The sequence below is a fragment of the Nocardia sp. NBC_01377 genome (genome assembly GCF_045040005.1).
Taxonomy (GTDB): Bacteria; Actinomycetota; Actinomycetes; order Mycobacteriales; family Mycobacteriaceae; genus Nocardia; species Nocardia noduli.
Genome location: NZ_CP109566.1, coordinates 4,607,298 through 4,619,979, shown reverse-complemented (window position 1 = coordinate 4,619,979; position 12,682 = coordinate 4,607,298). Strand labels below are relative to the sequence as shown.

The 12,682-nt window shown below is 66.8% G+C and carries 12 protein-coding genes; 9 read left to right on the top strand and 3 right to left on the bottom strand.

All coding sequences use genetic code 11. The features are described 5' to 3' along the window. The first annotated feature begins 141 nt into the window (after window positions 1–141). The 5 genes from OG225_RS21320 (at window position 142) to OG225_RS21300 (ending at window position 5,815) form a co-directional block, all read left to right on the top strand. Window positions 142–1,401 carry an ABC transporter substrate-binding protein gene (locus tag OG225_RS21320; protein ID WP_405176959.1) on the top strand — a complete coding sequence of 420 codons (1,260 nt, stop codon included), beginning with the start codon at window positions 142–144 and terminating at the stop codon, window positions 1,399–1,401. Between the two features lie 88 nt (window positions 1,402–1,489). Beyond that, window positions 1,490–3,502 carry an ABC transporter permease gene (locus OG225_RS21315; protein WP_405176958.1) on the top strand — a complete coding sequence of 671 codons (2,013 nt, stop codon included), beginning with the start codon at window positions 1,490–1,492 and terminating at the stop codon, window positions 3,500–3,502. Then, complete coding sequence (locus OG225_RS21310) at window positions 3,492–4,307, top strand: ABC transporter ATP-binding protein (RefSeq protein WP_405176957.1); 816 nt, start codon at window positions 3,492–3,494, stop codon at window positions 4,305–4,307. Before OG225_RS21315 ends, OG225_RS21310 begins: the two co-directional genes overlap by 11 nt. Then, window positions 4,304–5,074 (top strand): ABC transporter ATP-binding protein, encoded by a 771-nt coding sequence (locus tag OG225_RS21305; protein WP_405176956.1) that lies wholly within the window; start codon window positions 4,304–4,306, stop codon window positions 5,072–5,074. Before OG225_RS21310 ends, OG225_RS21305 begins: the two co-directional genes overlap by 4 nt. Before the next feature lie 75 nt (window positions 5,075–5,149). Continuing rightward, window positions 5,150–5,815: a TetR/AcrR family transcriptional regulator gene (locus OG225_RS21300; protein ID WP_405176955.1), complete on the top strand. Its 666-nt coding sequence runs from the start codon at window positions 5,150–5,152 to the stop codon at window positions 5,813–5,815. A gap of 62 nt (window positions 5,816–5,877) precedes the next feature. On the opposite strand, the gene OG225_RS21295 is transcribed toward OG225_RS21300, so the two are convergent. The 3 genes from OG225_RS21295 to OG225_RS21285 form a co-directional block, all read right to left on the bottom strand. Then, window positions 5,878–6,279 carry a group 1 truncated hemoglobin gene (locus OG225_RS21295; protein ID WP_405176954.1) on the bottom strand — a complete coding sequence of 134 codons (402 nt, stop codon included), beginning with the start codon at window positions 6,277–6,279 and terminating at the stop codon, window positions 5,878–5,880. Between the two features lie 291 nt (window positions 6,280–6,570). Beyond that, on the bottom strand, window positions 6,571–7,419 hold the full coding sequence (locus OG225_RS21290; protein ID WP_331758169.1) for an IS5 family transposase: 849 nt from the start codon (window positions 7,417–7,419) through the stop codon (window positions 6,571–6,573). A gap of 385 nt (window positions 7,420–7,804) precedes the next feature. Beyond that, on the bottom strand, window positions 7,805–8,392 hold the full coding sequence (locus OG225_RS21285; RefSeq protein WP_405176953.1) for a TetR/AcrR family transcriptional regulator: 588 nt from the start codon (window positions 8,390–8,392) through the stop codon (window positions 7,805–7,807). Window positions 8,393–8,543: 151 nt separating this feature from the next. Between OG225_RS21285 and OG225_RS21280 the strand changes: the two genes are divergently transcribed. The 4 genes from OG225_RS21280 to OG225_RS21265 all read left to right on the top strand — a co-directional run bounded on the left by OG225_RS21280 (window position 8,544) and on the right by OG225_RS21265 (window position 12,670). Continuing rightward, window positions 8,544–9,485 carry an alpha/beta hydrolase family protein gene (locus tag OG225_RS21280; RefSeq protein ID WP_405176952.1) on the top strand — a complete coding sequence of 314 codons (942 nt, stop codon included), beginning with the start codon at window positions 8,544–8,546 and terminating at the stop codon, window positions 9,483–9,485. A 42-nt stretch (window positions 9,486–9,527) separates the two neighbouring features. Then, window positions 9,528–10,262: a molybdopterin-dependent oxidoreductase gene (locus OG225_RS21275; protein ID WP_405176951.1), complete on the top strand. Its 735-nt coding sequence runs from the start codon at window positions 9,528–9,530 to the stop codon at window positions 10,260–10,262. Continuing rightward, window positions 10,246–10,881, top strand: coding sequence for a cytochrome b/b6 domain-containing protein (locus OG225_RS21270; RefSeq protein ID WP_405176950.1), 636 nt, complete (start codon window positions 10,246–10,248; stop codon window positions 10,879–10,881). Before OG225_RS21275 ends, OG225_RS21270 begins: the two co-directional genes overlap by 17 nt. Window positions 10,882–11,032: 151 nt before the next feature. Then, window positions 11,033–12,670, top strand: coding sequence for an ABC transporter substrate-binding protein (locus OG225_RS21265; RefSeq protein WP_405176949.1), 1,638 nt, complete (start codon window positions 11,033–11,035; stop codon window positions 12,668–12,670). The last annotated feature ends 12 nt before the right edge of the window (window positions 12,671–12,682 follow it).

The following is a 12,682-nucleotide window of genomic DNA, read 5'->3' as shown; positions in this document are numbered from 1 at the left end:
GTTAGCTTCTAGTGGCCCAGATCACAATCAGGATCGGGTCGCCGAATATCGCCGAATGTGCGATCCGGCGTCGAAACATGTAGCTCGACGGGGTGCCCGGCGCTGATCGCCCGGCACGACCCGGCCTGGAAGGGCATCAGCATGGGTAGTAGATCCGGTCGAATCGCGGCGGCGGCGCTGGCCGCCGCGTGCGTGTTCTCCGTCGTTTCGTGCGGCGACGACAGCAGTTCCGAGGCAGGCGGTGGCACCTCGATCGCCCCGGGCGTCGAGGCCACGGGCACGCCGATCAAGGTCGGCCTGTTCAATCCGTCGAAAGGCCCGGCGACCCAGGCGGGGGTGACGACGGGCAAGCACGCGGCGATCGAATACATCAACAAGCAGATCGGCGGCATCGGCGGCCACCCGATCGAGGTGGTCGACTGCGGTATCGACAACACCTCGCCGGAGTCGACGATCTCCTGCGCCAACCAGTTCGTGCAGGCCGGTGTGGTGGCGGCGCTCGACGGCTACAACGCCGAATCTTCCGCCGCCATGCCGATTCTGACCTCGGCGGGAATTCCGCTGGTCGGCCAGATTCCGTTCAATACCGCGACCGGCGCGGTACCGGAGAACCGGGTGTTCTTCGGCCCGCCACCCGCCGCCTTCCTGGTCGGATTCCTGCAATCGCTCAAACAGGCGGGGAAGAACTCCTTGACCCTGGTGAATTCCGATCTGCCCCAGGCGCATCAGGTCTTCGACAACCTGCTCACTCCGCTGGGCAAGCAGTTGGGCATCGAGGTCAAGAGCGCGTACTACCCGCCGACCGGCCCGAACTTCACCGCGCTCGCGTCGACGATCGCGGACGGTTCACCCCCCGCGGGCGGTCTGATGACCGCACCCAACGACAACACCTGTAACAAGCTGGCACAGGCGCTGAAGTCCGTGAAGTACTCGGGCACCGTATTTCTCGCGGCCTGCACGGAATTCGTCGACATCATGGGCGCGCAGGCGGTAGGCGCGCAGGCGTATTCACCGGTGTGGCTGCCGCCCGCCGTCGACTCGGCTCCCGAGCCCGCGAAATCCAATCTGAAGACCGCCGAGAAATTCATCGAGAACGCCGGTGGCACAGCCGGTTTCTACGCCTACGGGACTTTCTCGTTGCTGGTCGACTTCGCCCAGGGGCTGGCCTCGGCGGCCCCGGCCGAGTTCACCGGGCCGTCGATCCTGACCGCGCTCGAGGGGCTGACCGACTACCAGAGTTTCCTCGGCCCGAAACTGACCTGCGGCAAGGCGACCACGCCGAACTGCACCACGGACATGCTGCTGTTCGAGGTCACCGGGGACAAGAAGCAGGCACCGGTTTCCGGCGGGTACATCACCCCGAGTCCCGAAGTCCTGAAATTGATTCCGGGCGCGGCGTAACCGACCGGGGATGGCCGTGAGGGGTGGGCCGCCGACGGGTCCGCGGTCCACCCCTCACGGCCTCGGCCATCCACAGAAATAGGGGCACATGGGCCAGTTCTTGCAGTTCGTCTTCCTCGGTCTCTCGGTCGGCGCGGTATACGCCGTCCTGGCCTCGTCGCTGGTAGGAGTGCACGCCGCGACGGGAATCATCAATTTCGCGCAGGGCGCGTTCGCGCTGTGGGCGGTGTATGTCGTCGCGGCACTGCGGACCGACGGGACGTTCGTCCTGCCGATCGGCAGTCTCGCACTCGGTAGCGAGGAGTATCCGACGCCGATGGCGGCGGCGGTCGCGTTGGGGATCGCCTCGTCGGCGGTCTGGGCGCTGCTGGCGCACCTGGTGGTGTTCCGCCCGCTGCGTCACGCGCCGGTACTGGCGCAGGTGGTCGCCTCGGTCGGGTTGATGCTGTTCATCCAGGCGCTGGTCGGGTTGCGGTTCGACACCGAAAACCTTTTCGCGTCACCGATTCTTCCGGAGAACACCGTCACGGTGGCCGGTGCGCTGATCAATGTGTCCAATCTCGTCCTCGCCGCGATCGCGATCGCCGTCGCGATCGGCCTGCGCGCGTACTTCACGCTGACCACCGCCGGTATCGCGACCCGCGCGGGCTCGGAGGACGAACTCGCGGCCCGGCTGACCGGATACTCACCCGATCGGCTCGCCGCGATCGTGTGGACGCTGACCGGCGCCGCCTGCGGGCTCATCGGAGTGCTCGCCGCGTACACCATCGGGTTGAACGAGACGAGCTGCACCTTCTACGTGATCCCGGCATTGGCGGCGGCGCTGGTCGGTCGGCTGTCGTCGTTCGCGGTCGCCTGCGCGGCCGGGTTGGGACTGGGGTCCTTCCAGGCGGTCGTGCTGTGGATCGACACCAAGGACTGGCTGCCGAACTGGGCGCAGGCCGGGCTCGGTGACGCGGTGCCCTTCGTGATCGTCGTGATCGCGCTGTTCCTGCTCGGCGGCCGGATTCCCGCGCGCGGCTCGCTCGGGGCGGTGAAGATGCCCGCGGTGCGGATCCCGCGAATCAGGTTCGTGCCCACGGCCGGGGTTCTCACGGTCGCCGTCCTCGCGATCGTCTCGACGACGGGCACGTGGCGCTACGGCGTCGTCACCTCGATCATCCTGTCGCTGATCGCGCTGTCGCTGGTGCTGCTGACCGGGTATCTCGGTCAGATCTCCCTGGCCAGTATGGCTTTCGCGGGCACCGCGGGATTCGCGTTGTCGAAGTTGTCCGACGGCTGGCACGTGCCGTTTCCGCTCGGCATGATCGCCGCGGCCGCGGCCGCCACCGCGCTCGGCGTCCTGGTCGGGGTGCCCGCGCTGCGCATTCGCGGCGCGCAACTCGCGGTGGTGACCCTGGCGGCCGCGCTGGCGATCCAGAGTTTCGTGTTCAACAACCCGTCGCTGACCCCCGCGCAGGGCAATCTCATCGCCGATCCGACCCTGTTCGGCCTCGACCTGGGTGTCCGCGAGGGCACCGACCTGGTCACCCTGCGCTTCGCGCTGATGGTGCTGGTGGTCGTCGCGATCTGCACACTGGCGGTGATGCGGATCATGGGCGGCGCGACCGGCCGCGCGCTGCTGGCGGTGCGATCCAACGAGCGCGCCGCCGCCTCGGTCGGCATCGACGTCGCGGCGACGAAATTGCTCGGCTTCGCCGTCTCGGCCTTCCTCGCCGGTATCGGCGGCTGCCTGATCGGCTACAGCCGAGGGCAGCTCTCGGCGGGATCGTTCACCGTGATGATCGGATTGACGGTACTGGCGATGACCTACGTCGGCGGCATCACCTCGGTTTCGGGCGCGTTCCTCGCGGGAACGGTCGGCCCGCTCGGCGTGGGCTACGTATTCCTCAATCAGACTCTCGAACTCGGCGAGTACTACGACCTCATCGCCGCGGGGGTGCTGCTGCTGATGGCGGTGCTCAATCCCGTCGGCATCGCGGGCGCGTTCGCCTCCGCGAAAGAATCTCTCACCGCGACTCTTTCGCGTCGACCGGCCCGAGAACCGGTCACCGAACCCGTCGCAGACACCGGAAGGGAGGCAGTGACCCATGTCGGATGACCTGACGCCTCTGCTGCGTACGTCGGGGTTGTCGGTGCGCTACGGCGGCGTCGTGGCGAACGCCGATATCGATATCGCCGTCGACCCCGGTGAGATCGTCGGCTTGATCGGACCCAACGGTGCGGGCAAGACGACATTCGTCGACGCCGTCACCGGATTCACCGAGTACACCGGACATGTCGGCCTCGGAGGCGCCGCGCTCGACAAGCTCGGCCCGCACCGCCGACGCCGCGCCGGACTGGCCAGGACGTGGCAGGCGGGGGAGTTGTTCGGGGATCTGACGGTCGCGCAGAACCTCGCCGTGGCCGTCTCGCCGACCGGTCTGCGCACACTGTTCTCCGACATCTTCGGAAGTTCGGCGCTGCCGAGCGAAACCGTCGACGCGGCACTGGAATTGGTGGGCGTGCCCGGCGTGGCCGCCCGGCGTCCCGATGAATTGACGCTCGGCCAGCAGAAACTGGTCGGCGTGGCGCGCGCCCTGGTCGGCGGCACCAGGGTGGTGCTGCTCGACGAGCCGGCCGCCGGGTTGGACACACACGAAAGCCTGGAGTTCGGAGGGCATTTGCGCCGGGTCGCCGAGGCGGGCGTCGGTGTGCTGCTCATCGACCACGACATGTCGCTGGTCCTCGACATCTGTACGCGACTGTATGTGCTGGACTTCGGCGTCGTCATCGCCGCCGGAGCGCCCGCCCTGATCCGAGAAGACCCCCGTGTGATCGCGGCCTATCTGGGCACCACCCGGTCAGGCGAGAGCGAAACGGCGGCGCCCGCGAGTGCCGCCCGACCGGCAGGAGAGACCGAATGACCGGCTCGGCGATCGCCGAAGTGCCCGTGTCCGAGACGAATCCGGCGCTGCGCATCGACAAGCTCACGGTCGGGTACGGCGGTGTGCCCGCCGTGCGCGAACTGGATGCCCGGGTGCGACCGGGTGAGATTCTCGCGCTGTTGGGGCCGAACGGTGCGGGCAAGACCACCACCCTGCTCGCCTCGGTCGGGGCGCTTCCGGTGCTCTCGGGCACCATCACCGCGCTCGGCGAACCGCTGGATCGACGGGTCGAGCGAAACGCGCGCTGCGGCGTCGTCCTGGTACCCGACAGTCGCGGGGTGTTCCATCGGCTGTCGGTCGATGACAACCTGCGCCTGGCCCGACGCAAGCACGGTCCGTCGATCGCCGACGTCCTGGACTATTTCCCCAGACTCGGGTCCATGCGCTCGCGGCGGTGCGGCACCCTGTCCGGTGGTGAACAACAGATGCTCGCGCTGGCGAAAGCGTTGCTGTGCGCGCCGAAAATCCTGCTCATCGACGAACTCAGCCTCGGGCTCTCACCGATCGCGGTCGAGGATCTGCTGCCGCGACTGCGGGTGATCGCCGACGACCAGCACATGGCTGTGGTACTGGTCGAACAACATATCGAACTGGCGTTGTCGATCGCCGACTCCGCGGTGGTGCTCCACCACGGCAGAGCCGCGCTGTCGGGCTCGGCGACCGAGTTACGTGATCGCCGGGATATGGTCGAGGCGGCGGACTTCGGTGCTGTCGGAGAACCCGTGGGTGGTCCCGCCATGACCTGACACGGGCCACCACGGTGGCCGCGTTCGATCGGACGACCGCAGGCGAGGGCGTGCGGCACACGAGGGAGGGGGAGCGTGACCGGAAAGCCGGACCGAGGGAAGACGGCGCGTCGCAGTACCCGCAATCGCCCCACCGACAACGAACTGCTCGACGCGGCCTGCGCGGTGATCGCCGAAGTCGGCGTCGACCGGACCACCATGGACACCATCGCGCAGCGCGCCGACACTTCCCGGGTGACCCTCTACGCCCATTTCGGTTCTCGCGACGCACTCGTCGACGCGGTGATCGAACGCGAACTCGAGGCGTTGACCGCCTGGATGTTCGAGATCTACGACAACGGCGAGACGATGCAGTACGGGCAGCGCGCCAGGTATTCGGTCGAATCGCTCTTCGACTACGCGCGCCGACACCCCGAGGGATTCCGGGTGCTGCTCGACAACCGATACGACGACAGCCATCCGGGGCGACGGCTCTCGGCCGCCCTGGAACCGCGTATCGCCGAGCGGTTGCGAGCGAACTACGCAGAACGCGGGACACCCATCCACGGCGGCGCCGACACCCTCGCCACCATGCTCCTCGGGATCAGCCTCGATATCGCCTACCGTGCCGTCATCGTCGCGGGCGCCGATATCGACGCGGCCTGCGACCTCGCCGTGACGGCGTCGCTCGCGGTGCTGCGCGCCGTCGAACCCGAACAGCTGCGCGCGATCGATACCTCGCCGGTGCCGAACGGTTCGTAACGACCACCGGTCGACGTACGCACGCGTGTGCCGGGTCGACTGACGAGTCCTCGGGTGGGCAATCAGCCGGAGGCGATGTCGTCGGCCAACGGTGCGATGGCGGCGATGATCAGGCCGGTCGTCTCGCCAGGTACTCCCGCCGCCGACAGTGCGTCCGCGAGGTGGTGGGCGACCAGGTCGAAATAGCGCCGGGTGATGCCGCGGCCTCGGTGGACCTGTTTCATCGAGGGGCCGATGTACGGGTCGGGACCGCCGAGGGCGGCGGCGAAGAATTCGACCTGACGTCCCCGCATACGTGCCATGTTCACGCCCGCGAAGAACTCCGACAGCGCGGCGTCGTCGAGGACGCGCGCGTAGAAGTCCTCGACGACGACTTCGATGGTTCGGCGACCGCCGATCCGGTCGTAGATCGGCACGTCCCCCGGCGGGGGCGGATCGGAGGCGAAAGGTGCGGCGGAACACATGATTTCAGCGCCCGCTTCTGGTCGTCGACGGGGACCGGTCGGGTTTCGGTTCGTAGTCGACTCTCGATCCGAGACGTCTGGTGAGTCCGTGCATCGTCGCCACTCCTCATTGAGTTGAGCATCACCCGGTGCGGGAGCGAGAGGTGCTCGCGCTGGTTGGTCGTTGAGAATATATAATAACTTAGTGGTTCTCGAGTGGGCTATTCGAACCGTGGATGACGAGACTTCGGATGGGTGCGCAGCTGCTTATGAAGTCCGATAGTCCTTGGCTGTAAGAGGGCGTCTGGGATCTCATGTGGCTGGTGTGCTGGCGTGAGCCAGTCGTCGGGTGAGGGTGTGGATGGCAGCGATGTAGACCATGGCTTCGTGGTGGTCGGGGCGGGTTTCGTAGTCGCGGACGCATCGGCGGTGTTTGACGAGCCAGCCGAATGTGCGTTCGACTACCCAGCGGCGTGGCAGGACTTCGAACCCGGTGGCGGTGTCGCTGCGTTTGACGATCTGAATAGTTTGGGCGAGAACAGATTTCGTCCAGATGACCAGTCGCCCGGCGTAGCCGCCGTCGGCGAATACGTGCGTGATGGTGGCGAAGCGGGCCGCGACAGCGGCCAGCAGCCGGTGCGCGGCGTCGCGGTCCTGGATCGAGGCGGCGGTGACCACGACGGCCAGCAGTAGCCCGCTGGTATCGGTGGCGATGTGGCGTTTGCGGCCTTTGATCTTCTTGCCCGCGTCGTATCCGGCCGTACCCGCTGCGACGGTGTCGGCACCGCGCACGGTCTGCGAGTCGATCACCGCCGCGGTCGGCTGCGGCGCCCGACCGGCGGCGACTCGGGCACGATCACGCAGTGCATCGTGGATACGTTGCCATGCACCGGCTTTCGTCCATCGCCGGTAGATGTCGTACACGGTTTTCGCAGGTGGGAAATCGTGCGGCAGCTGCGCCCACGCGATCCCGCCGCGCGACAGGTAGAAGATCGCGTCGCACACCAGCCGCCGCGACCACTTTTCGTGTCGGCCGCCCTTACCGGCGGTGTTGCCTGGTGGCGGAAGCAGCGGCTCCAGGATCGCCCACTGCGGGTCGGTCAGCGACGAAGACGGATAGAACGGGCACTTCGGCGACTCGCCGTGGGCTGGGCACGACAAGCACAAGCAGGTAAGCGACACTGGCACAGGGACTCTCGGTGTGACGTCTTGGTGTGGAAACCTCAGTCGTACCGGGAGTCCCTCTACATATCCGGCGTCACACGCCAGCCGGTGACCGAGATCTCAGACGCGCTCTAAGCTATGCCTGCCGTAGACGGCAGGTGAAAGCTAGCTCGGCGAGTGGTGGGGCGGGAATTCATCATTCGTCGCACGCTGTATCGATACTGTGAATAGTTAGTTACATAATCGCTTGCTAGTTGCTAGTTGCTAGTTGCTAGCACCTGAGTGGGCGAATACGGAGCGGCGAGCATGCGGGAGTGGCCGAACTACCGGGTGCCGACGGCAGGGATCCACCGGATCCGTTGGTGGGGGAGCGCCCCGCGGCTCATTCGGTCCGGCGAAGTCCCGCGATCAAGAATTCGATGAGCCGCCGTGCGTCGTAGCGCAGATTCGCGCTCGCGCCCGCGCACAGGCTCCCGACTCCACGCATGAGTTCGTAGGCGTCGAGATCGGGGCGGATCTCCCCGGAAGTAGCTGCGGCATCGAGTATTTCGGTGCAGACGGGGACCAGTCGATCGAGGAAGTACGAGTGCAGCGGGTCGAAACATGGGTCGTCGGATTGGAGTACGGCGGCGAGTCCCTGTTTGGTGATGACGAAATCGACGAAGCGGTCGATCCAGGATCGCAGGGCGGCGTACGGTGTCGCGCTGGTCGCCAGGAGTTCGGGGCCGTCCACGGCGAGGGCGTCCACCTGGTGTCGGTAGACGGCGATGATGAGGTCCGCGCGCGTGGGGAAGTGGCGGTAGATCGTGGCCGTGCCGACGCCCGCTCTGGTCGCGATATCCCGGATCGGCGCCTCGACACCCGAGGTGACGAACACCGCCGCCGCCGCGTCGAGCAGCGCTTTCTCGTTACGCCGGGCATCGGCCCTTCGGGGGCGGGTCGCGCCCTCGGTGGTGCGGTCGTCGTTCACCTCGTCCTCTCCTTCGTGGCGCGGTCGATAAACGGGACAGTGTCCCGTATAGTAAAACGTGACAGCGTCCCGTTTCTCCATTCTGTCAGATCTCGCCGACGGCCCTGCCGTTGCGGCCGTCGAGCGGGACAGATCTCGGAAGGAATTCTGCGTGAACCAGTCGAACGCAACGATGATCGCGGGTGTCGAATCGCCCGCGCCGGTCGTCTCGGTGAAGCCGATCATCCTGCCCGCTCCCGAGCGGGGTGATGACCTGCGGGTACGAGTATCCGCGCCGGTAACCGGGCAGGCTCTGCCAGTGCTCGTCTTCTCACACGGCTTCGGCTCGTCGTCGGACGGCTACGGCCCTCTCGCCGACTATTGGGCCGCCCACGGTTTCGTGGTGATTCAACCGACCCATCTCGACTCCCGAACCCTGCGGCTCGCTCCCGACGATCCCCGCACACCGCTGATCTGGCGGTCGCGAGTGGCGGATATGACCCGCGTGCTCGACCGGCTCGAACAGTTGGAGACCTCGGTTCCCGGCCTCCCCGGTCGGGTCGACCGCGACCGGATCGCGGTGGCGGGCCACTCCTTCGGCGGCCAGACCGCGGGCAATCTCCTGGGAGCGCGCGTCCACGATCCCGACGGCGGGGACGGCGTCGACCTGTCCGATCCCCGCGTCGCGGCGGGCGTCCTCCTGGCCAGCGCCGGACACGGAGGTGCGGACCTGAGTCCGTTCGCCGCCGAGCACTTCCCGTTCATGCACCCGAGTTTCGCGGCGATGACCACCCCGGCGCTGGTGGTCGCGGGCGACCACGACGACTCCCCGCTGACGGTTCGCGGACCGGACTGGCTCACCGACGCGTACCACGCGAGCCCCGGCAGCAAGAGCCTGCTCACCGTATTCGGCGCCGAACACTCCCTCGGCGGAATCCCCGGCTACGAAGCCGCCGAGACGACCGACGAGAGTCCGGAACGGGTCGACCTGATCCAACGGGTCACGCTGGCCTATCTGCGGAAAGCCCTCGACATCGACGACATCGGCTGGAAGCAGGCGTGTTCGGCACTGCTGGAGGGTAATTCGTCACTGGGCCGCATCGAGTCGAAGTGAGATCCTCGGGGTCGCACAGGCCGGAACCGGGATACTGGGAATATGGCCTCCGCGCACGACTCCGATCCGGATATCTCCGGCGCGCCGGTCGGCCGTCGCGTTGTCCTCGGATTACTCGCGGCGGGGGTGGCCGGTGTGCTCGGCGGCGCCACCGTGCAGACCGGTTTGTCGGCGGTACTCGGGCCGATCGGCAACCGCGATCCGACCGGTTTGGTCGGGTTGATCCCGGTCGGTGACTCGTTCCGGTTCTACTCGGTCACCGACAGCGTCCCGCATCGCGACGCCGGGAACTATCGGCTCGATGTCACCGGTCTGGTCGGGGCGCCGCGCGGGTACACGCTCGAGGAATTGCGGGCCATGCCGCAGACGACGCTGGTGCGGGATTTCCAATGCGTCACCGGGTGGCGCGTGCCCGAAGTGCGGTGGAGCGGAGTACTTCTGGCTGATCTCCTGGACACGGCCGGGGTGCGCGACGAGGCTCGGGCGGTGCGATTCGCCTCGTTCGACGGTGAGTACACCGAGAGTCTGACCCTCGAACAGGCCCGCCGCGACGACGTGCTGGTCGCGCTGGAGATGATCGACGGGCCGGTCACCCATGACCACGGCGGGCCGGTCCGGCTCTACGTCGCTCCCATGTACGGGTACAAGAGTCTGAAATGGCTGTCCGGCATCGAGGTGACCGCCAAGGTGATCCCCGGCTACTGGGAGCGGAACGGGTACGCCGTCGACGGATGGGTCGGCAGGTCGAACGGTCGTGACGATGACCCGACCGGCTGAATCCGGCGCGGTCCGCCTGCACCGGTTCGGACGGGTCGAACGCGCGGTGCACTGGCTGACCGGACTGCTGGTCGTCAGTTGCGTGGTGACCGCCGCCATCCTCTACAACGGCCCGCTCGCGGTGCTGGTCGGCAATCGGCACATCGTCGAAACCGTCCATGTCTGGAGCGGTTTCGCGTTGCCGATCCCCTTGGTCGCGGGCTTGGTTTCCGCGGCCTACCGCGCCGATCTGCGCCGCTTGAACCGCTTCACCTCGGCCGACTATCGGTGGTTGCGCTCCAGAACCCGCCGCCGTTCCGGTGCGGATGTCGGGAAGTTCAACGCGGGCCAGAAACTCAATGCCGCGCTGAGCGCCGGGTCGATTCCGGTGCTGCTCGGGACCGGGGTGATCATGTTCTTCCCCGACTGGACGCGGCTCACCTGGCGCACCGGCGCGACCTTCGTCCACGACTGGTTCGCGCTCGCGTTCGGCCTGCTGATCGCGGGCCATCTCGTGTACGCGCTGCGCGATCGGGAGGCCATGCGCGGCATGCTCGTCGGCACGGTGTCGAAATCCTGGGCGACGCGCGAGCACATGCTGTGGGCCGCGCGCGCGGAATCGGAACGGCGCGACCGATAGCGATCGGTGGCGGTCGGATCGGTGGCGGTCGCCGGGTTTCAATCATCGTGAGCTGACCCATCGCACTGCGGTGGCGGTCGGTGGTCCACTCACTGGACAACGCGCGACCACCCGTTCGGCGTCCGATCCGGATGAAAGACCCACCACAGCAATGAGGAACATTCGATTCCGCAAACTCCTGGCCACGACCGCGGTGGCCACCGCCCTCGCGACGGCACTGGCCGCCTGCGGTGGCTCGTCGTCCTCGTCGGGCGATTCCGTGGGCGAACCCGTCTTCGGCTCGACCTTGCAGTTCTACGATCCGGTGCAGTACACGGCGTGGCTCCCCACGAATTCGATCTGGTCCAACAGTCAGGTCACCAACAATCTGGCGGAGCGGCTGACCTGGCAGGACGCGAAAACCGGCGAGATCAAGCCGTGGTTGGCGACATCGTGGGAGATCAGCGACGACAAGCTGAAATACCGGTTCCGGCTGCGCGAGGGTGTGACCTTCAGCAACGGTGATCCGGTCGACGCCGCGATCGTCAAGGCGAACTACGACCAGCACGGCTTCGGCGACCAGAGACTCGGCATCCCGCCGGATCGTTTCTTCTCCGATTACCAGGGCGCCCAGGTCATCGATCCGCTGACGGTGGAGATCTCCTTCACCAAGCCGAACGCGGGATTCCTCCAGGTCGCCTCGTTCTACCGCGCGGGATCCATTCTGGCGAAACCGTTCCTGGAGAAGGATCTCAACGGGCAGGGACTCGCCACGAACTGGATCGGCTCCGGTCCCTTCGTCGTCGAATCCGTCGACGGCACAACGGGAATCACGCTGAAACGGCGCGAGGACTACAACTGGGCGCCGGAGGGTTCGGCGCATCAGGGCAAGGCGTACCTCGAGCGCGTCGTCTTCAAGACCGTTCCCGAGGCGGGCACGCGGGTTGGCGCGCTGCAATCGGGCCAGGCCCATATCGCGCGCAATATCGCGCCCTACGACGAGGAGTCGGTGACGGGCGCGGGCGGTCAGATTCTCGCCTTCCCGGTGCAGGGGCAGACCAACAAACTCTCGGTGCAGCTCGATTCCACGGCGCCGATTCTCGACAAGAATGTGCGACTCGCGTTGCAGGCGGCCACGAATCGCGAGGAGATCAACCGGACGGTGCTCTCGCCGAGCTACCCGATCCCGACCAGCATTCTGGTGCAGGGCACGCCGAGTCGCGGTGACGCGACCAAGTATCTGGGCTACGACCAGGGCAGGGCCGAGTCACTGCTCGAACAGGCGGGCTGGAAGAAGGGCGCCGACGGCATCCGGGTCAAGGACGGCAAGAGTCTGCGGCTAGAGATCTGGGTCGCGCCGTATTACCAGGTCTCCCAACCGGTTCTGGAACTGCTGCAATCACAGTGGAAGAAGGCGGGCGCCGAGCTGAATATCCACAGCACGTCGCTGACCGAGTACGAGGCGACCCAGACCGCACGCCCGGACGAATGGGCGCTGGTGCAGGGCCAGACCTCGCGGGCCGAACCCGATGTACTGCGGACCGCGTTCGACAGCGCGGGCACGAACGAACTGCACGCCACCACCCCCGACGAGAAATTGAACGAACTGGTGCGCGCGCAGGCCTTCTCCTTCGATCCGGCGGCCCGAGCGAAGGCCGTGCAGGCGATCGAGGATCACCTGTTCGCGGAGGGCTATGTGATCCCGCTCTACGACGAGACCCAGGTGTTCGGCCTCGCGCCGAACGTGCACGGATTCGGTACCGAGTCCACCGCGCGGACCTGGCTCTACGACACCTGGATCTCGGAGTAGCAGCGGACCGGG

Excerpts from the sequence above, each read along its gene's own strand:
- OG225_RS21320 (WP_405176959.1), top strand. The coding sequence starts at position 142 with ATGGGTAGTAGATCCGGTCGAATCGCGGCGGCGGCGCTGGCCGCCGCG.
- OG225_RS21315 (WP_405176958.1), top strand. The coding sequence starts at position 1,490 with ATGGGCCAGTTCTTGCAGTTCGTCTTCCTCGGTCTCTCGGTCGGCGCG.
- OG225_RS21310 (WP_405176957.1), top strand. The coding sequence starts at position 3,492 with ATGTCGGATGACCTGACGCCTCTGCTGCGTACGTCGGGGTTGTCGGTG.
- OG225_RS21305 (WP_405176956.1), top strand. The coding sequence starts at position 4,304 with ATGACCGGCTCGGCGATCGCCGAAGTGCCCGTGTCCGAGACGAATCCG.
- OG225_RS21295 (WP_405176954.1), bottom strand. The coding sequence starts at position 6,279 with ATGTGTTCCGCCGCACCTTTCGCCTCCGATCCGCCCCCGCCGGGGGAC.
- OG225_RS21275 (WP_405176951.1), top strand. The coding sequence starts at position 9,528 with ATGGCCTCCGCGCACGACTCCGATCCGGATATCTCCGGCGCGCCGGTC.
- OG225_RS21270 (WP_405176950.1), top strand. The coding sequence starts at position 10,246 with ATGACCCGACCGGCTGAATCCGGCGCGGTCCGCCTGCACCGGTTCGGA.
- OG225_RS21265 (WP_405176949.1), top strand. The coding sequence starts at position 11,033 with ATGAGGAACATTCGATTCCGCAAACTCCTGGCCACGACCGCGGTGGCC.